We start from the raw sequence: 22,503 nt of genomic DNA on the forward strand, positions 1-22,503 counted from the left end.
GGCGCTACACGAGGTTTGGGATTAAAGATGCGAGTTTTTTCGGTTAAGCACAAATTTTCCAAGTACAAACCTTTTCATAGGGTTCCTAAAACAAAATCGAAAAAAACAACTATTTTTACATCGAAAATACAACACAACAACGGTAATTGCTTATCATTCAACTTAATCAAAAACGGAATACCAATCCCCGAAAACCTAAAACAGGAAACTGATCACTGAATACTGAACACTAACTTTACACGTATGTTAACATTCTTCCGATCAAAACCCATACTTAAAGATTTAATTCCAGACCAGCATATAGACATCCATTCCCACCTTTTACCGGGCATTGATGATGGTGCTAAAACTTTTGAAGATACGCTAAAACTGACGCTGGCGCTTCAAGAGATGGGAATTTCCCAATTTATTACGACTCCTCACATCATTCAACAAGTATGGGAAAATACACACGAAAAAATTCTGAATAAGAAAACGACAACAGTTTTAGAACTGGAAAAGAACAACATTACAGTTCCTTTTAATGCTGCTGCCGAATATCTTATGGACGATCAGTTTGTACGACTTTTCGAATCACATGATTTATTGACACTCAAAGATAATTATGTATTAGTCGAAATGTCATATATCAATGCTCCCATCCAATTATATTCCATATTATTTGATCTGCAGGTAGCAGGATACATTCCGGTATTGGCACATCCGGAACGCTATTTATTCTATCATAATAATTTTAACGAATACCATAAACTAAAAAGAGCGGGCTGCTTATTTCAATTGAATTTACTATCGGTTGTAGGGTATTATGGCGTTGCAATTACTAAAATAGCAGAACAATTACTCCAAAAAGGAATGTACACTTATGTAGGCTCCGATGTACATCATGACAATCATGTTGCCGCCTTCAAACAAAAAGTAAAATTAAAAGACCTGGCGCCACTAAAAGAAGCAATAGCCAACAATCAATTTTTTAAGTTTGGGTGATCTATTTTTATATAAAAACGTAAGTTCCAATTTTTGGCTTCCGCCGCGGCGGATCAGGTAAAACGGAAATTTTCCCGACTCCTCACAACCCAAAACCCATAACCTGATTTACAACAGCAACGATTTAATTTAAAATTACATCCTAAATTTTCAACTCCCTGTAGAAATGCGAAAAACGAAAATCATACCGACAAAACTCGAAGATCGAATCCTGCAACTTAAAAAATTGATTTCGAAATAAGACTTTTGATTTTCCCCACTCACTTTTCACTTATCACTTATCACTATTTACTTCTCACTGAATATCAAAACAAAAAAGGTTATAAAGTACAGTACTTTATAACCTTTTTATTCAATGCAACAAAAGCTGCAATTATTTATCTAATAATTCAAAAGTCGAATTCATACTTTTGAATTCAGGAACAATTTGCTTCATTTTTTGTACAATTTGGTCACTATCAAAATGATTCGCAATGCTTATAAGCTCTTCAATATCGGTATTCAAAACGTCAAACTCATCTAAAATCTCTTCAGAAATCATGATTTTTTCATGATAGGTGGGAAGTGTTTTTGAGGTGTCATTCAGCAATTCTTCATATAATTTCTCACCGGGTCTCAATCCTACAATTTGTATTTTGATATCCCTGTCTGGAATAAAACCGGCTAACTTAATCATCTTTCTGGCCAAATCGATGATTTTAACGGGTTTACCCATGTCAAAAATATAGATCTCTCCTCCATTACCCATGGCTCCCGCCTCTAAAACTAATTGACAGGCTTCTGGTATCGTCATAAAATACCTAATGATATCGGGGTGCGTAATCGTAATCGGCCCTCCATTTGAAATTTGCTTAGTAAACAAAGGAACTACAGATCCATTAGATCCTAAAACATTTCCAAAACGAGTGGTTATGAATTTTGTCGCATTTTTCCCGCCGGCCTCCTGATTTTTTAATTGCAGAGATTGTACATACTTTTCGGCTATTCTTTTACTGGCACCCATTACATTACTTGGGTTTACTGCTTTATCAGTAGATACCATCACAAATTTTTTGACATTATACAAGCACGATAAATCGGCTAGATTTTTGGTTCCCTCAATATTCGTGAGAATGGCTTGCGAAGGATTTTCCTCCATCAAAGGGACGTGCTTATAGGCCGCTGCATGAAAAACTACTTGAGGTTGATGCGTTTTAAAAACATTATTCATAGCTTCCCTATTCCTTACATCGGCAATTATAGTATGCATTTCTGAAGTAGAATTTAAAGCATTCATTTCTAAACACATATGATGCAAAGGTGTTTCAGCCTGGTCTAAAATAAGTACTGTCTTAGGATTAAAATTTAATACTTGACGTACAATTTCGCTCCCTATGGATCCGGCAGCACCGGTAATTAAAACAGTCTTATCTTTTAATTGTTTGGATATCGACTTGTTATCTAATACTATGGGTTTTCTTTCCAGTAAATCTTCAATTTGAATATTTTTTACTTTTTGGGAAATCTCTTTTTGATTCTCCCAATCGGAAATTAATGGCACTGTAAATACGCTGTAATTAAATTCCAAACATTGGTCTACAATAATTAACTGCTCCTCTTTTGACAAACTTTTATCAGCAATGATAACCGCTTGTGCATTTACGGAACGCATTAGTGGCGGCAATTTTTTCTTTTTAATCAAAATTGGCAAATCCAGCATACGCTTGGTTGCATTTTGATTATTTTTATCAACAAACCCAACAATTTTAAATCGGGATGGTGTTTCAAATTTTAAAGCATTCGCTACCGATATGGCATTGGCATCCGTACCATAAATGATGGTTCTGATTAATTTGTTGGTTCCTTGTTCAGAAAAATAGATCTCAAAAGTTTGTTTGATTATTACCCTATATAAAAATAACCCACAAAAGGAAAGTACGATATTGATGAAAAAGGCCGTATTTAAAAATACTTTCTCTCCTTGTAACAACTCATATCCAAAATTAAAAAAAAGAAACAGTACTAAAACGGACATTTGAGAAAACAAAAGCTTAACGGCATCTATATAGGAAGAGTGCCTGATAATACCGGAATACGTTCTAAACAGCCAGAAAAAGAAAATATTTACACTAAATAGAGCTGCTATAAATGTAAAACTGTTTGGCGTAATGATGTAATCTAATCCTGTTCCCTTAAAGATAAGGATGGTAAAAAAAAGCGACAGTACCAAAACCGAAAAATCCATCATAATAATAATCCATCTGGGCAGATAGTTCAAATTATGAATGTTGAATTTCAAGTTTTCTCTTGAAAAAAAATTAGGGGTGACTGATGATGAATCCGTGTTTTTAGTAGTACCCAAAGTATTTTTTTTTAAAGATTATTTCCTTACAATACACCAAAAATAACATTTAATGGATGGAAAAAAAAATCTTATTGATTCAATTTAATTTAAAATTCGAATAAACAAAAAAAGAGATGCAATACATCCCTTAGTATCAGCCTAAAAACATATTTAAACCGTGAAATAAAATATTTGAATCCGTTGAGTATAATTAGTTTTTTATAATAAATTTTCGTCAGTTCGTCACGATACTTCGGGGTTTTTGGTGGAATAAAATGCCCCAAAAAATGTATCGAGAACCATTTTAATAATAATAATAATAATAATAATAAGCAATCTGTTCTCTACAGCTTATGTTTCAGCAACCCCAGAAGATACTCCCCATAACCCGATTTTTTCAAAGGCTCAGCCAGTTCTTTTAGTTGTTGGTTAGAGATAAATCCTTGTCTCCAAGCAATTTCTTCGATACAACCCACTTTCAATCCCTGACGTTCTTCAAGAACCTGAACAAATTGTCCCGCTTGCATCAGACTGTTAAAAGTTCCGGTATCTAGCCAAGCGGTTCCTCTGCTTAAAATCCCTACTTTTAGTTTTCCTTTCTCTAAATATACTTTGTTCACATCAGTGATTTCATATTCTCCTCTCGCGCTGGGCTTGATATTTTTGGCAATTTCGACTACCGAATTATCATAAAAATACAAACCAGGTACCGCATAATTTGATTTGGGTTCCAAAGGTTTTTCTTCAATAGAAAGTGCTTTAAAATTAGAATCAAACTCAACTACACCATAACGTTCCGGATCCGAAACATGATAAGCAAAAACAACGCCTCCTTCCGGGTGGGTATTGGACTGCAACAGTTCATTCATATTGGAACCAAAGAAAATATTATCTCCTAAAACTAAGGCTACACTATCTTTCCCAATAAATTCTTCTCCAATTACAAAAGCTTGTGCTAAACCGTTAGGGATAGCTTGTTCAGCATAACTGAATTGACAACCTATTGCTGCTCCATCTCCTAATAATTTCTTGAAATTAGGCAAATCGTGAGGAGTAGAAATAATTAATATTTCATTAATCCCTGCCATCATCAAAGTAGATAACGGATAATAAATCATAGGTTTATCATACACAGGCATCATTTGTTTACTCATAGCAAGCGTTAACGGATGCAAACGGGTTCCTGAACCTCCAGCTAATATAATTCCTTTCATTGTGTTTTCTGTTATCGTATGTTAGTTTTATATATAGTATCCATCTCTTCGAGTGATTTATGAAATAGTATCGAGAAGTTGGTTTTTCTTTAGTAGTTATTCGTTGTCTGTTATTCTAGGGGGACCGAGAACTTAAAACAGACAACTATCTTTCGATCTTTAACTTTCGACCTTAGACTTTTGACTTTCGACTAACTATACTGTTTTTCATAATAACTAGCATAGGCTCCTGAAGTAATATTATTCAGCCACGTTTGATTTTCCAAATACCAATTTACGGTTCTTTCTAATCCTTCTTCAAAAGTAACCGAAGGCTTCCAGCCCAACTCTTTATTGATTTTGGTCGCATCAATAGCATATCGTAAATCATGACCTGGACGGTCTTTTACATACGAAATCAATTGTTCCGATGTACCAGCTGGACGTCCTAATTTTTCATCCATTATTTTACAAAGTAATTTGACTAAATCAATATTCTGCCATTCATTAAAACCTCCAATATTGTAGGTATCATGATTTTTACCTTCATGGAAAACTAAATCGATCGCCACGGCATGATCTTCTACAAAAAGCCAATCACGGGTGTATTTCCCATTACCATAAACCGGCAACGCCTTGTTTTGAATGATATTATTGATAAACAAAGGAATCAATTTCTCAGGAAAATGATAAGGGCCATAATTATTGGAACAATTGGTCAAAACATAAGGCAAACCGTAGGTTTCTCCATAGGCACGAACAAAATGATCAGAACTGGCTTTAGAAGCAGAATAAGGCGAATTAGGATCATAAGCGGTAGTCTCCGTAAACAATCCTTCGGCACCTAAACTGCCATAAACCTCATCAGTACTAATATGGTAAAAACGCTTGTCTTCATAATTACCTTGCCAGATAGTCTTAGCTGCATTCAACAAATTCATGGTTCCTATAACATTTGTTTTCACAAACGATAACGGGTCGGTTATAGAACGATCCACATGAGACTCTGCGGCTAAATGCAAAACGCCGTCAAATTGATGCTCCGCAAATAACTGATCAATAAATGGGGCATCAACTATATCTCCCTTGATAAAAGTATAATTCGGTTGTTTTTCTATATCAGCAATATTTTCCAGATTTCCGGCATAGGTAAGCGCATCTAAATTAAAAATTTGATACTGCGGATACTTTTTCACAAAAAGCCGCACCACATGAGACCCAATAAAACCGGCACCACCGGTAATTAATATTTTTTTCATTTTTGATTTTATTTTTTAAAAGTGATGTGTCTTTTCATTAGAGAATAAGACACCGAATCACATATTTCTCATTATTAACTAGTAATTAGCAATTTCATACAAGCATCTAAGCTTTCTTTATAATCAGGAACCACCACCCCAAAAACATTCTTTATCTTGCTTTTATCCAACAAAGAATATTGCGGGCGTTTCGCCGGAGTAGGATAAGCCGAAGAAGGAATTCCGTTGATTTCACAATCAAAACCCCCTATCTCTTTTATTGCCAAAGCAAATTGGTACCAACTGATTTCTCCTTCATTAGAAAAATTATAAATCCCGGCCTGCCAATGTGTATGAATCATTATACTCATAATGGCCTGTGCCAAATCAGCCCCATAAGTAGGGCTTCCTATTTGGTCATTAACTACATTCAAACTGTCTCTTTCCTGCATTAGTCTGGACATCGTTTTGACAAAATTATTCCCAAAACGGGAATATACCCAGGAGGTTCTAATGATAATCGCATTGGGATTTTCTTGCAAACAAGACTTTTCCCCTGCTAATTTGGTAACCCCATAAACATTAATCGGATTAGGGTCTGCTGTTTCCGTTAAAGCAGTAGCTGCGGTACCATCAAAAACATAATCGGTAGAAACATGTATCAATTTACAATCATTGGCATGACTCCATTGAGCCAATACCGCAACAGCCTGATGATTCAACACATCCGACAATTCAAACTCCAACTCTGCTCGGTCAACAGCGGTATGTGCCGCACAATTGATGATAATCTGAGGATTAATGACTGCCAATTCAGTTTCTAAATGGCCTAAATCACATAAATCCAGTTCTTCCCTGTCAGTAAAAACCCATTCAAATTGGGGATAATTCGGAGCCAAAACTTGCAATTCTGAACCCAATTGCCCTTTGGCACCTGTAACTAATATTTTTTTCATTTAATTTTTAATCTTTTCAATTTTAAAGGCACGAACACTTTTCACTCCTCACTATCAACTATTCACTCCTAATCCTCACTGTCATCCTGAGCGGAGTCGAAGGACACTCCTCACCATTCATAACTTATAACTCATAACTCGCTGTCCTCCTGAGCTGAGCCTGTCCTGAGCTTGTCGAAGGACACTTTCACTTTTTACTTCTCACCATTCACTACTTACTGCTTAAAACTGGCCGTTACAATTCGTAAAATTAGGCAATATTAGATCTTTTTCAGAGACAATAGCGTCTTTCAAATCCATTCCCCAATCAATATCCAAAGTTGGATCGTCAAATCGAATACCTCCTTCGCTTTGTTTATTATAAAACTGATCACATTTATACATCACCACGGCTGTTTCACTAAGAACCGAAAACCCATGGGCAAAACCTTGTGGAACTAACAATTGCTTCTTATTTTCTGCAGATAACAATACTCCAAAATGCTTCCCATAAGTTGGCGAATCTTTTCTCAAATCGACTGCCACATCCATAATTTCCCCTTGCAGCACCCGAACTAATTTGGTTTGTGCAAAAGGTGGATTTTGATAATGCAGTCCTCTCAATGTTCCTTTATTAGAAAAAGATTGATTGTCCTGTACAAAATCGATGTCGATTCCCAACACACTCAATTTACTTTTATTATAAGCCTCAAAAAAACACCCTCTGGAATCCTCATGAACCGCTGGAGTAACAATTACCAAATCTTTAATCGTAGTTTTCTCAATTGTCATATCGTAAATCTATTTTTATATTCTTTATTTTTGTATTTTACTCAATGCAAAAATATTGTATTATTGTTTAGTTTGACATACAATTACGGAATAGAATTTCATAATTGCACCTGTTTTTAATATATTTCATACTTTAACCAATGAATTCTATTAGAATCTATTACTACCCGACCTCAAATAAAAAGCATAGAAAAACAACAAAGAAGTGAAGTGGCAACAGTCCGCGAGTTGAGGTTGAAGGACGAACGGCTCAGGTTGCGGAACATTTGAAATTAAAAGGAGGACTGCCAATGGCAGTCAGTTAGATAACTACAATAGTTTTCAAGCTTTTGATTTATAGTCTTGAAATCGAAGATTCATGAATGCCAAAAAACAATAATAACACATGAATATTTTTTTGTTACTTTTTTCATCAAGGAAAAAAGTAAAAATTTCCTTCAAGAAAACAACACAAAACTCATAACCTAAAACAGATAACTGATAACCCATAACCGACCTAATGAAACTATCTAAAAAAATATCTCCTGAGTTACCTCCAAATAAAAATGGGTCAAAGAAGATTTTTTCTTCTTTGACCCACCGACTAACGTATTCCCTTCTTCAGAGTCAACTCCTCACTACTCACCACTCACTACTCACTACTTCACAAAAAAACCTCTCACCACCGCTGCAATTCTCTCTCTCTCTGCATCGGTAAGATTGGAGCCTGAAGGTAGGCACAAACCATCTTCAAATAAAGTTTCCGCTACCTTTTTTCCATAATAAGGATATTTTGAAAAAATAGGCTGTAAGTGCATGGGTTTCCATAGAGGACGAGATTCAACATTGGCAGCTTCAAAAGCCAAACGCAAAGCTTCACGATCAATCCCTTTCTCCGAATTAGGTTCCACAACAATAGCACTCAGCCAGTAATTAGCAAAATAATCATCATTTGGAGCATCAAAAACGGTTACTGTTGCAATATCCTTGAATAAATCGACATAAAAAGCATGCATTTTTCTACGCAAAGCCACATGATCGTCTAAAACCTCCATTTGACCGCGGCCAATACCCGCACAAATATTACTCATTCTATAATTATATCCTATTTCACTGTGCTGATAATGAGGAGCACTGTCCCTGGATTGGGTTGCAAAAAACACCGCTCTGTCTTTCTGCATTGCGGTTTTGGTTACGATAGCGCCACCTCCGGAAGTGGTAATAATTTTATTACCATTAAAAGATAGAACTCCAATATCCCCAAAAGTACCACATTTTTGACCTTTGTAGCTACTTCCTAATGCTTCGGCACTATCTTCCAGGATTGGAATGCCATATTTATCTGCTACAGTTCTAACGGCTTCGATTTGATAAGGAACCCCGTATAAATGAACCGCAATGATTGCTTTAGGAGTTTTTCCTTTTGCAATACGGTCTATAATAGCTTCTTCTAAAGCAATCGGACACAAATTCCAAGTTTCACTTTCACTATCAATAAAAACTGGCGTGGCGCCCAAATACATAATTGGATTCGCCGAAGCCGAAAAGGTCATACTCTGACAAAGCACTTCATCTCCTGCTTGAACCCCTAATAAAATAAGTCCCAAATGAATGGCGGCGGTTCCAGAACTCAAAGCGCCAACATGAACCTGATTTCCTAAATAGCCCTCCAAATCTTTTTCTAAACCATTTACGTTTGGTCCTAAAGGAGCAACCCAATTGGAATCAAAAGCCTCTTGTACAAATTTTTGTTCATTCCCTCCCATGTGTGGTGAGGAAAGCCATATTTTTGAATTATTCATTATTTATCTAAAAATTGTATTTATAATTATTTTTATATCTCCAAACACAGAATGATTGTAATAATAATCTAAATTCATTTTGACTTTATCAGGAAATACTACTTCATCATTATATAATAAAGGATTTATTTGTTTAAACAAAATCTCCTCTTCATTCGCATATTTTATACTAGCTAAACTGGTTAAACCTGGCTTCAATTCAAGAATTTTCCTGTCTTCCCCTTCTAGTAAATCATAATATCCTGATATATCTGGTCTTGGACCAACAAAGCTCATATCACCCACAAAAATATTCCACAATTGGGGAAGCTCATCCATTTTTGAACTTCGCATCCATCGACCCAAGATAGAAATTTGATTTATATTCATATTTGAATCGCTTATAGTTCTTAACTTTATAATTCGAAATGGATTCCCAAATTGGCCTATTCTCTGTTGCCTGAAGAAACCGTTTTTTTTTGTATCAATTGAGACTGCTATCCAGCTCAAAAAAATAATACTGCCAAATAGCAGTAAACCAGTAAAAGAAATTACAATATCAAATAATCTTTTAATCATTAAAAACAATTAATTTGTTCAACATCAAGTAAAAAAAATTTATAAAACACTGTTATATAATAAGATTAAGTACCGCTAAAAATGATTAATTAGCTTTATTGTATAACGGAAAAAAAGATTCATCATTAGAATCTAATTCCGATTGCCCAGTTGCCAACCTAACAATATTCATTTTTTCTACAAGCTCGTCATAAATATCTTTATTTAAAATTTTTCTACCGGTATAATATTTAACAACATCATTCGGAAAGAAAGATTTTTTATACTTAAATATTCCATCTTCAAAACCATATCCGCCACCGAGAACATAATATTTTTTATTATGATTTCTAGCCCAATTCAAAGCTTCAACTTTTAGAAAATCATTTGGTCTTTTGTCAAAATAGAGTTCATTGGTGCCTCCTAAAAAAGAAAATATCGTATCGTCTGAAACCAATAATAATTCCGCCGAAATAGGTATTTCTTCAAAATAAATTGTACAAATGGCAACATTATTTCTATTATTATTTACAAATATTTTAAATTGTTCCAACGTATAGAAAAACTGTTCTTGTGCATTGGTTCTTTCCATTGTTTTAATGTAAATACTATGAAAATCCAAGATAGTAGCATCATCTATTTCGTTAAAGAAAATTTTACTGCTAAGGCTTTCTCTTTTAGCACGGTTAACGTTTTTTCTAACTTTATGATCAAACGAAGTCCATTGTTTATCTTCATCGATAATCTCCCCTTTCACATTTAACATTGTTGGAAAAACCTGTCCCGAATAACTAATATGGTTTCCGGAAAGATTGAATCTTACAAATTCCGTCACCACATTATTGTCAAGGTACCATTGATCAACTGTTTCCCAAAATTCCTTTATATCTGATTGTGTAATACCCGATGAAAAGACAGGCCCCGTGTAACCATAAGGAGTGCTAAAATCAAAATAATCTGTAATTTTATTATTTACAACTATAGGCTTTAAATAACCAGGCATAATAATGACTTGACCAGTGGACGATAAGAACGAGAAACAAATCAAATCCTGCATTCCTCCACTAAAAACAGTCAAATAATCAAGTAAATAATGAGGCTCTGATACTTCTAAAGACGAAAGTCCGTTTTGATATTGCTTTATTCCTTCTTCAGTATTTAATTGATAAATATTAAGCATTCAATATCTTTTTTAATTCCAATACCATTTCGTCAATATCTGATTCCGTAACATCTTGATGGATCGGGAAATTTATAATTTTATGTGACAAAACTGCTGCTGCTTCAGATTGAAATCCATCAAGTTGTTCAATCATGGTATGATACAAACTTACCATCCCGAATCCTGTATTATTCATTTCATGATAAAGCGAAGTTCTATCATAATCTTCAACAATCACAGGTAATGTCTGAGGACAAATTCCATCCTCTAAATCCTTATACAATGCATCTATTCCATCAATATCTCTTAAAAGATTTAGAAGATATTTATAGTTCGACCTTCTTATCGTATAGATTGAAAGCAAATCATAATTCAATTCGAAGAAAGGATTATTGTTTTTATTTCCTGCAAAAGAATTATTTACCATGATTCCTCCAGTTGAAATAGGTAAAAGTTTATGTAATGAGTAGAAAGAATAGTTTCCTTTACGTCCACATGTACCACCTATTAAATCTGACAACCAAGCATGGGCGCAATCTTCTACAAAAAAAACATTATTCTCCAACAACCAATTAGTTATTTCTTTATAATTTGAATCAACAAATCCAAAATAATGGACTAATAAAATTAATTGATTGGGATTTTGCAAAACCTTTTCCTTTAAATCGGCAACTTCTACTTCCAAATGTAATCCCAAACAATAGAAATCGTATTCTAATCCTGATTTCAATACAGAATCAAAAATACCACTCCCCTCATTAGCTGACCAACCTATGTACGACGGCAATAAAATCTTCCCATTAGGATTATTTTCCTTATATTTTTCTATTATTTCGCTCCAAGCGTTCCTTGCTGAATCGGTATAACTCCATGATCTCTTGAAATGATCTATATTTACGGCCTGTTTACTAATCATAATTTAATATTTAATTCCATTCGGATTATTTTATCAATAAATTCACATTCGCTAAAATTACATTCTGACCCTAAATAGTATAATTTGCGGAAGGATATTTTTTTAGTAAAATCATCCAATTGTATTCTTAGAGATTGTGTGTAATTCCCCCTAATAAACAAGTCGCCATCGATAGTTCCTAATCGAATATCTTCACTAGCATTGCTTATATCCAAAAAATAAAACCCAAAAACGTCATTAACCACTTTATACTGAGCGAAATTTTGAACAAAAAACTCAAAAGGTTTTTGATTTTCAGAATCTATTCCTACTTTATAAAAATAATTGAAACTCGTTTTTTTAAAACCAAATCCCGTGTACCAATTTAGAGCAACGAAATTAGTTTCATACACATCCAAATGAATGGAACAAAATCCTTCCTTTATAAAGAAATCCCTCGTATGTTTAAACAAAATCCCCCCAATGCCTTTATTTTTATACTTATTATTTACCGCTATGATATTTAAAAAAGCAACACCTGAACTTTTTAAAATCTTATATTCTGCATAACCTGCAATTTCTTCACCCACGCAATAAACAAAATAGCGGTATGGTGAAAACACATTATTTATCTCACTAGAGATAAAGTTCCTAATACCCTTGCATCTATAAATTGATGGAATCAAATAATTACTATCGAAAGCCTCCCTAACTACTTCAACCACGGCATCAATGTCCTCCTCTTGAATTGGCCTAATGTTGTGAACTTCTTTCATCATCTAAATTTTGCATTATGGATTCGGGATCTACAACGATATTTTCTGAAGCTATCACTTTTAGTACGGTTTTATATATAATTTCCAAGTCGAGTTTAAAACTCAAATTTTCAACATAATCTACATCATATGCAAGCCTTTCATCCCATTTTACTGTATTTCTTCCATTTATCTGAGCCAAGCCTGTAATCCCAGGCCTTACCGTATGACGTCGTCTTTCATTTTCTGAATAATACGGCAAATATTTCATTAATAATGGGCGTGGCCCAATTAAACTCATATCCCCTTTTAAAACATTGATGAGCTGTGGGATTTCATCCAGAGAAGTCTTTCTTACAAAACTACCTATTGTAGTTAAGCGCTTAGCATCGGGTAATAATTCTCCTTTTTCATCCTTTTTATCGTTCATGGTTTTGAACTTGATAATTTTAAAAATAGCTTCATTTTTTCCGGGACGCAGTTGAACGAAAAAGGGCTTGCCTTGATTAGCCAAAAACAAACCTAGCATAACTATTATAAAAAGAGGGCTCAGCAAAATCAAACTAACGAAGGCTACTACAAAATCAATAACCCGTTTAAAGTAATTTTTATACATTATTTTTTAAATCTTTAATATCCATTAGAATTATTCTGAAATACCAACATATACCTTTAAGCTTTTTTGCCAAAGTTCCTGTTGTTCAAACTTATTCCTCACAATTTCTCTAGATAATTTTGCCATTTCATTTATTTTTTCCGGATTTTTAATACAATATTCCATCTTATCAATAAGCTCTTGTTTATTTTTACTATTAACTAATAAACCATTTTTATAATCTTCAATAATATCTGTACAGCCCTTAATATCAGAAGAAATGGAAGGTACATTCATAGCTCCAGCCTCCATTAACACCAAGCCCAAACCTTCTCTGTAAGAAGGGAAAGAAAAAACATCCATTGCAGCAAAAAAGGGTCTGACGTCCTTTTGAAAACCTGAATTAATTATATTCTTGTTGTTTTCTATTTCTTTGAGAGTTTCACTTTGCAAAGGATCTAATTCATTTTCAAATCGACCGACCAAAAGCAATTTAATATTTTTGTGAATTTGACTTAATTCTTTAAACGCTCCAACTAATTCATTAACTCCCTTATCACCAACGAATCTACCAATAAACCCGAAAACAAAATCATTTTTATCGATCCCATACGCATTTCTTATAGCAGTACCATCTATTTTTGCTGGGTCAAAATATGACAAATCAATACCATTAACACTTCCGTTCCATATTAACAAGATATCTTTTTTACATAAATTATCTTCTTTCAGCCCATCCTTGACTCCTTGGCTTACAGCTATGACATGGGTTGCAAAATAACAAGAAACTTTTTCCAAAAACATAAGCAATCGTTTCTTTTTACCAACTTCTCCATAATAACGTAATCCATGAACAAAATAAATCCTGTTAGGTACTCTGGTAACCCAAGCCGCAATCATAGACAACAAACTAGCTTTTGGGGTATTTCCATGAACAATAAAGGGCTTTATCTTAAAGAAAAGAACAATCAACTTGATCAAACTCCAAAAATCATTAAAAATGGATATTTCACGTTTCATAGCCACTTCATGTCCCTTTACAGAATGCAGAGAACACATTTCATTCATATAATTCCCCGGCGACGACAATAATTCCACATCAAAATGTTCCTTCAATACGTCGATTTGCCCTTTAAAAAAAGGCAAGGAATCCGAAACTGTTGTTACAATTATAAATTTTTTCTTCACTATATTAATTATGATAATTTTTCAAAAACCTATAAAAATTGGCACGCTTTGAATCGAGCCCTTCAAATGAATACTCTTTTGAATTTTCCAGATTTATCTTAGATTGAATATTTGCAACCTCCCTATTTTTCAATAAAAATTGAACCTTATCACAAATCTGCTCTGGACTTTCAGGATCTACCAAAAATTCCTTTTGCAACAATTCTGGTATGCCTCCTACCTTAGTGCCAATACAGGGAAGTCCCCTTGACATGGCCTCTACCATAGCTCTAGGTAAACCTTCGGTTCTAGAAACGAGTAAAAACACGTCTGAATTATCCAAATATTTTGTGACCTCGGTTGATGATACAGAACCGGCAAACTTAACCTTATCTTCAATTTCTAAAATTTGTACAAGACGTTCCATGTCCTGTTGATATTTACCCTTTCCCAGCCATGTTAATTTAACATCAATCCCCTTTGAAACCAACATCTTTATTGCTTTTATAAGTATGTCTGGAGATTTATACATTTGATCTAAAGATCCAATCGAAATCAAGTTAATTTCTTTAAAGGATTGCAACTTTTTAGGCTCAAGAACAAGATTGGAGGAATCTAAAAAAACATCTGATGCATAGGTGGTAAATGCTTTCTCAGACGCAGGATATCTCTTTTGTAAAGCATACTTTGTTACATAAATTACCGCAACAGCTTCCTTTACTACTTTTTCTTGAATATACGTAAACAAATATCTCAACACAATTCGTAAAGGATGTCTAATAACTCCCGGAGCAAAAACTTCATACGGATCACCAATCACCTCAACTCCATAGGGCAAATTCTGCTTTTTACAAATTCTGCTTGCTGTATACCCCAAAGCCCCGCCTCCTCTGATAATGATAGTAGAATCTTTTTTAATATAGCTGTTTAAATATTTTTTTATGCTGAAAAAATTCTTACCGTAGGATATAATATCTTCAAATGCGGGTAATGGCAAAAAATGAACATTATCTACATAAAAAGATTCATCAAAAGCCGAAGTAGAATTAAAAACCCTTGCTATAACATAAACCTTGTCAAATTCTTTCAGATACCTATTCCATAATAAATTATTGTAAGACATGTCATCTGCATAATAATTCCCTTCATGTGTTTTATAAAATCGAGCTTCAGTTACAAAAATAAGATCCATTATAATTTCATATAAAATTTAGCAAAGAGGTAATTGGGTTCATAATGTTGTTTTGCCCATTTACTCAAATTCATTTTTTTTCGAGCTTCTTCATTTTCAAACAATAATTGAATCATCTTCATTGCGCCTGAAGCATCATTAGGATTCACTAAAAATTGATAAAATTCTTCCGGAACACTTTCTTTTATAGGCCCTATATTTGATGCAACAAAAGGCAATCCTACAATCATTGCTTCTAATAGCGCATTCGGTTGACCTTCTGTGAGAGAAGGAAAATAAAAAACATCAGATGAATTAAGAATTAGAATCACATCGCTTCTATACCCTAAGAGTTTAATCTTTGCAGATAAATTTTCACTTTCAACCCTTTCCTTTAAATTGACGTCAACATCTTTTCCGCATAAAATAAAATATATTTCTTTATTTTGTTTACATAATCTAACTGCTGTTTCAATTATCGTGCTATGATTTTTTGCTTCAGTAAATCTTCCAACGTGACTAATAACAAATGCTTCATTTGGTATATTCAATTCTGCTCGTAGATTTTTATCCGAATTTAGAAAGCTTGATGCGTCGATTCCATTGTATATCACTTCAAACCTATTGTCATTTTGTTTTTTGAAGAAAAATTTTAATGCTGCTTTTGAATTAGATAAAATTGAAGTGGAGACTTTTTCAACTATAATATTTAAAAAATTGTTATATCTAGTTTTAAGAAAACCTCCCTTAAAATGGTTAGTTGCCCCCCGATAAAAAACAATTCTCGTTTTAATTTTAGCTAATTTGGCCATGAGCAAAGGAAAGGCCGCAAAATTCCCTGTAAAATCTACAACTGTATCATAATTTCCATTCTTTAGAAAAAGATAAGAATTACGACATCCTAAAGGATCAAAATACCCCATTTTTAATGGAACCAGCCTAATGTGTTGAATTTTTCTATATTGCTCTTCTAAATCACCAAATACAGTACTTTTACAAACAACAATTGGTATTATTCCCCCATCATAATGGTTCAAAAAGCGAAGCAGATAATTTTCAATACCACCAGCATTTAAATCATTGACAAAAAAAACCACTTTTTTCATTTGAAAATTCTATTTATTAAAAATCATTTTTTTCTTATTTCAGTCTAATACATTTATGAAGAAAGTCTTTGTAAATAAACCATCAATCTATAAAATCATTTGGAGTAATTTTATCTTTCCCTATAATCGTTATCAAAAGTAAGGACTCGGGATTGATAAAACTCTTGTCTATATTATTTCTTGCTATAATGATTTGTGTCCCCAATATCACACTAAAAATTATACAGAAGAAATACACTACCCGACTCTTCTGATACTGATAGAGTTCACTAATCAACATAAATACAAAGAAAATTTTTAAAATAATAGCATACCTAAGAAATATGGTAGGAGTAGAATAGAAAATATTAATTAAGGAGGCGATTAGCAAAACGATGTTTCTAATTACATTGTTCCTTTTTAAGGTAAACAATAAATACCCATACCCTAAAAAAATCCAAATTAAAGAAATGTAATATATAAAAACAGCCCCGAAAGACCCATTGATACCGCTTTCAATAAAATCTTCACCCCCAAGATAACTTTCTCCTTTTTGTTGCAACGCACCACCTACCCCCAGTAATTCAAAAATAGACATCATTGCCGTTTTAGGTAAAACAATAAAAAACAACGAGATTAAAAAAATGATTTTATAGCTTCTATATTGGTCTGAAAATATCTTTAAAACGAGATACAACGGCAAAAAAATTAAGGTGCTAAAATGTATAAAAGAAGCTATTATAAGTAGTAAAACTACCCAATTCTTTCTTTCGACAATACCAAAATAAAAAGCGAGTAAAACAAAAGATGCCGCAAACATGAATCGGGTTCCTGATAATAAATCCAAGTAAGAAATCGAACAAATCATCAACAAAAGGGATAATAACCCGTATCTTGTAATTACCAGATTATAACCATCTAGTATTCTATGATAGATAAAAAATATACCACTTATACTGAACATAGTGACAAATGCAAAAACAAATTGTGCTGGTATACTAAACCTAGATGCCCAATAAAATAATGACTGTAAAATAAAATCTTGACTGCTTAAAATAAAAAAAAAGAACATTTCACTAAAAGTATTGCGACTAAAATCATCATATATTTCAAAATATCTGGATCGATCATCACTAAAATTTGGGATATACATAAAGCTAATCAATCCAAATAGGAGAATAAATAAAATCAAACTGATTTTTGATTTATTGATTACCCCATATATGATTCCAGGAATAGCAAAAAATGGACTAACTACAAATACCAGTAAATTTATAAGATCAACTTTTTTTATCATTCTTATCGCAATTGCAGTTTAAATTCACGCTGCCATTTCGACAATACAAACAATTTCCAGATACTAAATGAATAATCATATTTTTCGGTCATATGCAATTCCATTTGCCTTTTGAATTTTTGAACATCCAAATTAGGGACAGTATTTAAAAACTCATCATTTAAAGCAAATAAAATTTCATTTTTAAGTTCTTTTCTAATCCAATCACCCAAAGGAATTGAAAAACCCTTTTTGGGCTGATTAAAAATGCTTTCAGGTATATAATCCGATAAAATATCGCGAATGATTTTTTTGGTAACCCCATTTCTGAAACGATACTTAATGGGTAAAGTCCTTGCAAACTCAACTATTCTATAGTCTAAAAAAGGACTCCTCACCTCGATTGCGGATGCCATACTTGCTCGATCTACTTTTACATTACTATCGTTCTCAAGCCATAACTTAATATTGAAATCCGCTGCTTTTTGCAGTGATTCCTTTGCTAAGTACTTAAATATCTTATAATCATGTAACCACCTTACATCCTGTTTTTTCTGCAAACTATCAAAAGAAGTAAATATTCTCACTATCAACTCATCTTCATCTCTCGCCCCAAAAATACCTTTAATTGTTTCCGGTCTAGTCTTAAAGACTTTATACCACTTAAATTCACTTAAAATTTTTCTAATAAAATAAGGAATGAAGGAAACTTTTTTAAACTTTTCCACTAGCAGTAAATGATAATAGCCAATAAAGCTTTCATCCCCACCATCCCCTGATAAAGCCACCGTTACATGTTCTTTAGTCACGGCGTTCAATAGTAACGAAGGTAGTGCAGAGCTATCGGCAAAAGGCTCATCATAAACCATAATTAATTTGGGAAGCATAGCTAAAGCATCGTTAGGTCCACAAATTGTTTCAATATGATTTGACCCTATTATTTCTGAAAACTGTTTTGCAACCTTACTCTCGTCGAACTTGGGATCTTCAAAACCGATCGTGAAAGTATTAATCGGAGTTTTCGAAATTTTGGAAGCTATGGCAGAAACTAGAGCAGAATCAATTCCACCGGAAAGGAACGCTCCTAACGGCACGTCAGAATGTAAACGAATTTTTACGGCATCTAGTAAAAGTTCATGCAACTCTTTTTTTGCTTCCTCATAAGAAATATCCCGAATAACAACAGGTTTTAAATTCCAATATTCTGAAACTGTTTTTGTTCCATTTACCAAGTCTATTTCCATAAAATTACCTGGCGGCAATTTAAAAACATTCTCAAGTATAGAATATGGACTCGGAACATATCCACAATCCAAATAAATAGAAACAGACTGCTGAGAAACTTTGCTTTGAGCATTAACAAGAGGGCGCAACTGGCTGCAAATTTCGAATTCACCGTCTTTCCAGTAATAGAAAAATGGTTTCACTCCCATACGATCTCTGGCACAAAATACAGTATTTTTAACAGAATCATATATGGCAAATGCAAACATACCATTAAGCTTTGAAAGCAAATCTTTACCCCATTTTGAATATCCTTTTATAAGAACTTCGGTATCACTTGTAGTCTCAAAATCATATCCTAAAACAACTAACTCCTGTTTAATGGTATCGAAATTATAAATTTCGCCATTGAATACAATATGAAATTGTTTAAAAGTATAAGGCTGATTAGAACGTTGGTCTAAATCTAATATCGCCAAGCGCAAGTGACCTAAAGAAACTCCATTTTTTGTTTCATAACCCAAATAGTCTGGGCCGCGGAATTCGATAGATTGCAATTTATCAATAACTTCTTCCTTTTGGAAAGGAATGTTTGTAATATATATACCGCACATAGAATAATTTTTACTTTTAGGATATCTTTCTTTTTATTAAATCAAATAAAAAAAATAGAGAAGGAATTTTTAATAAATAACTAAAACTAATATAAAAAACAAACCCTGAAAGGCTTAAGATAATTAGTTCTACGAATGGAGATAAATTCCAGCTGTATTCTTGTAAAAAAATTATAAAAAAATACATTGAAATCGAAATAATGAACACAGGAGCAATATTAATTAACTGATCCTTTATTGAAAATGGAATTACTTTATTTGCACAATACATGTTAACAAGTAGAGTAATAAAAGAATTAATCACTGTACACCATATTATAGCATATAATCCATAAAAAAAAGCAATAAAAACAGATGCTATCAAAACAATCTTCAAGTATATTTCCGCAGACAATATCAAATCAGATCTTCCATATGTTTTTAATAAGTTAACGTTTAACGCTTGTAAAGTTAAAAAAACACTACCAAAACAAATTATTTGCAACATCGGTACGGCAGGCAACCATTCTTTACCCAAAACTAATAAAACAAGCGGCCTGGATACAGCTGAAATCCCCAACATAATAGGAGCGGTAACAAAAAAAGTGAAGTTTACAAGTTTTTCAAAAATAAGCCTTAATCTCTCTTTATCCTCCTGAATTCCTGACATTAAAGGAAAGGTTACTTTACCTATGATTTGGGTAAGAATTGTAACAGGATATTGACTCAATGTATTGGATCTGTCAAAATAACCTGTTGTTTTTAAGGAATAAAATTTACCAATAACAACATTGTAAATATTGCTTAGAACGCTTGTTAGTAAACTTGAAACTAATAATTTTAAACCAAATTGATAATGATATATTAATTTATCAAACGAAAACTCCAATTTAGGCTTCCAGCTAGATCCCATCCACAAAGCTATCATTTGAAAAGATTGAGTCCCTAAATACATCCCAACTATACTCCAAACTCCATAGCCATAATACCCCATTGTCAAGCCAATTATTATACCTACAATTGAACCGGGTAAATTCAAATAGGCAATTTTTTTAAATTGCATATTTTTAATAAGAATAGCAGTTTGAACTGATGAAAAAGCCGAACAAAAGAAACATAAAGAATATACTCTTATTAATGATATCAGCGACTCTTGACAATAAAAATCAGCTATAAAAGGAGCCAAAAAAAAGAAACATACGTAAAATATCAAGCTAAAAAAAACATTAGCATAAAACACCGTTGAATAGTCAACCGAACTATTTTTAATATTTCTGATAAGGGAAGAAGATAATCCACTATCGACAACGATAACTCCAATTACAATAATAACGGATATCATTGCTATTAAACCAAAATCCTCTGGTAATAATAATCGTGCTAAAAGTATAGTTCCAATAAAAGAAATTCCTTTCAAGAGAAATGTATCAATAAAAACCCAAAACATTCCCGAAATTGCTTGTTTTTTTAAATCCACGCAAAATAATTTAAATGACTATAACTTACCATCAGCTTTATCTCCAATAATACCTTTCACATCATACAATACACTGTTTTCTTTTTGGAGGCACGATAAATTCATTTCTAAAAATTGCTTATGTGCAACTCCTAAAACGGTTGCATCAAATTTTACAGTAGGCAAAATTTGTGTTGTAATAAGATTGTATTCATGTTTTACCTCAGCAGGATTTGCCATTGGATCATAAATAGTAACTTCAATTCCGTAATCAGTTAACGCTTTGATAACATCCACTATCTTAGTATTACGTACATCAGGACAATTTTCTTTGAATGTAATTCCTAACATCAATAAACTAGCCCCCTTTATACTAATACCTTTTTTGATCATCAATTTTACCACTTGAGAAGCTACATATTCGCCCATACTATCATTCAATCTGCGACCAGCCAATATTATTTCAGGATGATAGCCAAATTCTTGAGCGCGTTGCGCTAAATAATACGGATCTACGCCTATACAATGACCACCAACCAATCCTGGTTTGAAAGGTAAAAAATTCCACTTAGTCCCTGCTGCTTCCAATACGGCATGGGTGTCAATATCCATTAAATTAAATATTTTTGCCAATTCGTTTACAAAGGCGATATTGATATCACGTTGTGAATTTTCGATAACTTTGGCAGCTTCGGCAACTTTAATACATGGCGCCAAATGAGTTCCTGCGATAATGACGCTTTTGTACAACTCATCTACCACAACACCAATTTCGGGAGTAGAGCCCGCGGTAACTTTTAAAATTTTTTCTACCGTATGTTCTTTATCACCTGGATTAATCCTTTCTGGTGAATATCCAGCAAAAAAATCAACGTTAAATTGCAATCCTGAAACTCTTTCTAAAACGGGTACACAATCTTCCTCGGTAACTCCGGGGTAAACAGTAGATTCATAAATAACAATATCTCCTTTTTTCAGCACCTTGGCCACTGTTTCACTTGCTTTGTATAACGGAGTCAAATCTGGGCGATTATTTTTATCAACCGGTGTCGGAACAGTGACTATATATATAGTACAACTCTTTAGAATTTCTAAATCACTAGTACAATAAAGTCCCGTTTCATCTGAAACTTGGTCAACTAAAACAGCTTGTAAAACTTCATCCTCCACTTCAAGAGTACTGTCATGACCTGCATTTAAAGCCGTTATTCTAGTTTTATTAATATCAAATCCAATAACAGAATACTTCGTAGCAAATAATCTTGCTAAAGGGAGACCTACGTAGCCAAGACCTATAATGGCAATTTTTTTCATGTTTTATTTTAATCTAGAAATTTAGCT

Annotated in this window: 20 protein-coding genes; 2 read left to right on the forward strand and 18 right to left on the reverse strand. The window is 33.2% G+C overall.

All coding sequences use genetic code 11. The features are described from left to right. Positions 1 to 219, forward strand: a 219-nt coding sequence (locus E0I61_RS16365; RefSeq protein WP_205728747.1) for a hypothetical protein, incomplete at its 5' end; no start/stop codon positions are given. A 24-nt stretch (positions 220 to 243) separates the two neighbouring features. Then, complete coding sequence (locus E0I61_RS08240; RefSeq protein WP_132070632.1) at positions 244 to 984, forward strand: tyrosine-protein phosphatase; 741 nt, start codon at positions 244 to 246, stop codon at positions 982 to 984. A 373-nt stretch (positions 985 to 1,357) separates the two neighbouring features. Here the strand turns inward: E0I61_RS08240 and E0I61_RS08245 are convergent, their stop codons facing one another. The 18 genes from E0I61_RS08245 to E0I61_RS08330 form a co-directional block, all read right to left on the reverse strand. Beyond that, positions 1,358 to 3,325 (reverse strand): polysaccharide biosynthesis protein, encoded by a 1,968-nt coding sequence (locus tag E0I61_RS08245; RefSeq protein WP_132070634.1) that lies wholly within the window; start codon positions 3,323 to 3,325, stop codon positions 1,358 to 1,360. Between the two features lie 326 nt (positions 3,326 to 3,651). After that, positions 3,652 to 4,521 (reverse strand): glucose-1-phosphate thymidylyltransferase RfbA, encoded by an 870-nt coding sequence (gene rfbA, locus E0I61_RS08250; protein WP_132070636.1) that lies wholly within the window; start codon positions 4,519 to 4,521, stop codon positions 3,652 to 3,654. A gap of 191 nt (positions 4,522 to 4,712) precedes the next feature. Beyond that, on the reverse strand, positions 4,713 to 5,759 hold the full coding sequence (gene rfbB / locus E0I61_RS08255; RefSeq protein WP_132070638.1) for a dTDP-glucose 4,6-dehydratase: 1,047 nt from the start codon (positions 5,757 to 5,759) through the stop codon (positions 4,713 to 4,715). A 74-nt stretch (positions 5,760 to 5,833) separates the two neighbouring features. Beyond that, positions 5,834 to 6,694, reverse strand: coding sequence for a dTDP-4-dehydrorhamnose reductase (rfbD, locus tag E0I61_RS08260; protein WP_132070640.1), 861 nt, complete (start codon positions 6,692 to 6,694; stop codon positions 5,834 to 5,836). A gap of 222 nt (positions 6,695 to 6,916) precedes the next feature. Then, positions 6,917 to 7,465, reverse strand: coding sequence for a dTDP-4-dehydrorhamnose 3,5-epimerase (rfbC, locus tag E0I61_RS08265; protein WP_132070642.1), 549 nt, complete (start codon positions 7,463 to 7,465; stop codon positions 6,917 to 6,919). A 638-nt stretch (positions 7,466 to 8,103) separates the two neighbouring features. After that, complete coding sequence (locus tag E0I61_RS08270) at positions 8,104 to 9,246, reverse strand: DegT/DnrJ/EryC1/StrS family aminotransferase (RefSeq protein WP_132070644.1); 1,143 nt, start codon at positions 9,244 to 9,246, stop codon at positions 8,104 to 8,106. A gap of 3 nt (positions 9,247 to 9,249) precedes the next feature. Then, complete coding sequence (locus E0I61_RS08275) at positions 9,250 to 9,804, reverse strand: sugar transferase (protein ID WP_132070646.1); 555 nt, start codon at positions 9,802 to 9,804, stop codon at positions 9,250 to 9,252. Between the two features lie 85 nt (positions 9,805 to 9,889). Then, positions 9,890 to 10,963, reverse strand: coding sequence for a GNAT family N-acetyltransferase (locus E0I61_RS08280; RefSeq protein ID WP_132070648.1), 1,074 nt, complete (start codon positions 10,961 to 10,963; stop codon positions 9,890 to 9,892). Further along, the gene (locus E0I61_RS08285; protein ID WP_132070650.1) at positions 10,956 to 11,861 is read right to left on the reverse strand and encodes a DegT/DnrJ/EryC1/StrS family aminotransferase; all 906 of its coding nucleotides are present in this window, start codon (positions 11,859 to 11,861) and stop codon (positions 10,956 to 10,958) included. The genes E0I61_RS08280 and E0I61_RS08285 overlap by 8 nt, the downstream gene beginning before the upstream one ends. Then, the gene (locus E0I61_RS08290; RefSeq protein ID WP_132070652.1) at positions 11,858 to 12,619 is read right to left on the reverse strand and encodes a GNAT family N-acetyltransferase; all 762 of its coding nucleotides are present in this window, start codon (positions 12,617 to 12,619) and stop codon (positions 11,858 to 11,860) included. The genes E0I61_RS08285 and E0I61_RS08290 overlap by 4 nt, the downstream gene beginning before the upstream one ends. Continuing rightward, positions 12,594 to 13,211, reverse strand: a complete 618-nt coding sequence (locus tag E0I61_RS08295; protein ID WP_132070654.1) for a sugar transferase — start codon at positions 13,209 to 13,211, stop codon at positions 12,594 to 12,596. The genes E0I61_RS08290 and E0I61_RS08295 overlap by 26 nt, the downstream gene beginning before the upstream one ends. 30 nt (positions 13,212 to 13,241) lie before the next feature. Beyond that, positions 13,242 to 14,378 (reverse strand): glycosyltransferase family 4 protein, encoded by a 1,137-nt coding sequence (locus E0I61_RS08300; RefSeq protein ID WP_132070656.1) that lies wholly within the window; start codon positions 14,376 to 14,378, stop codon positions 13,242 to 13,244. A 4-nt stretch (positions 14,379 to 14,382) separates the two neighbouring features. Continuing rightward, positions 14,383 to 15,549: a glycosyltransferase family 4 protein gene (locus tag E0I61_RS08305; RefSeq protein ID WP_132070658.1), complete on the reverse strand. Its 1,167-nt coding sequence runs from the start codon at positions 15,547 to 15,549 to the stop codon at positions 14,383 to 14,385. Further along, positions 15,549 to 16,634 (reverse strand): glycosyltransferase, encoded by a 1,086-nt coding sequence (locus tag E0I61_RS08310; RefSeq protein WP_132070660.1) that lies wholly within the window; start codon positions 16,632 to 16,634, stop codon positions 15,549 to 15,551. Before E0I61_RS08310 ends, E0I61_RS08305 begins: the two co-directional genes overlap by 1 nt. A gap of 82 nt (positions 16,635 to 16,716) precedes the next feature. Beyond that, on the reverse strand, positions 16,717 to 17,910 hold the full coding sequence (locus tag E0I61_RS08315; RefSeq protein WP_132070662.1) for an EpsG family protein: 1,194 nt from the start codon (positions 17,908 to 17,910) through the stop codon (positions 16,717 to 16,719). 2 nt (positions 17,911 to 17,912) lie between these two features. Continuing rightward, positions 17,913 to 19,727 (reverse strand): asparagine synthase (glutamine-hydrolyzing), encoded by a 1,815-nt coding sequence (gene asnB, locus E0I61_RS08320; RefSeq protein WP_132070664.1) that lies wholly within the window; start codon positions 19,725 to 19,727, stop codon positions 17,913 to 17,915. A gap of 16 nt (positions 19,728 to 19,743) precedes the next feature. Beyond that, positions 19,744 to 21,183, reverse strand: coding sequence for a lipopolysaccharide biosynthesis protein (locus tag E0I61_RS08325; RefSeq protein WP_132070666.1), 1,440 nt, complete (start codon positions 21,181 to 21,183; stop codon positions 19,744 to 19,746). Between the two features lie 18 nt (positions 21,184 to 21,201). Continuing rightward, positions 21,202 to 22,476 (reverse strand): nucleotide sugar dehydrogenase, encoded by a 1,275-nt coding sequence (locus E0I61_RS08330; RefSeq protein WP_132070668.1) that lies wholly within the window; start codon positions 22,474 to 22,476, stop codon positions 21,202 to 21,204. Between the last annotated feature and the right edge of the window lie 27 nt (positions 22,477 to 22,503).

Source organism: Flavobacterium ranwuense (assembly GCF_004349315.1).
Classification (GTDB): Bacteria; Bacteroidota; Bacteroidia; order Flavobacteriales; family Flavobacteriaceae; genus Flavobacterium; species Flavobacterium ranwuense.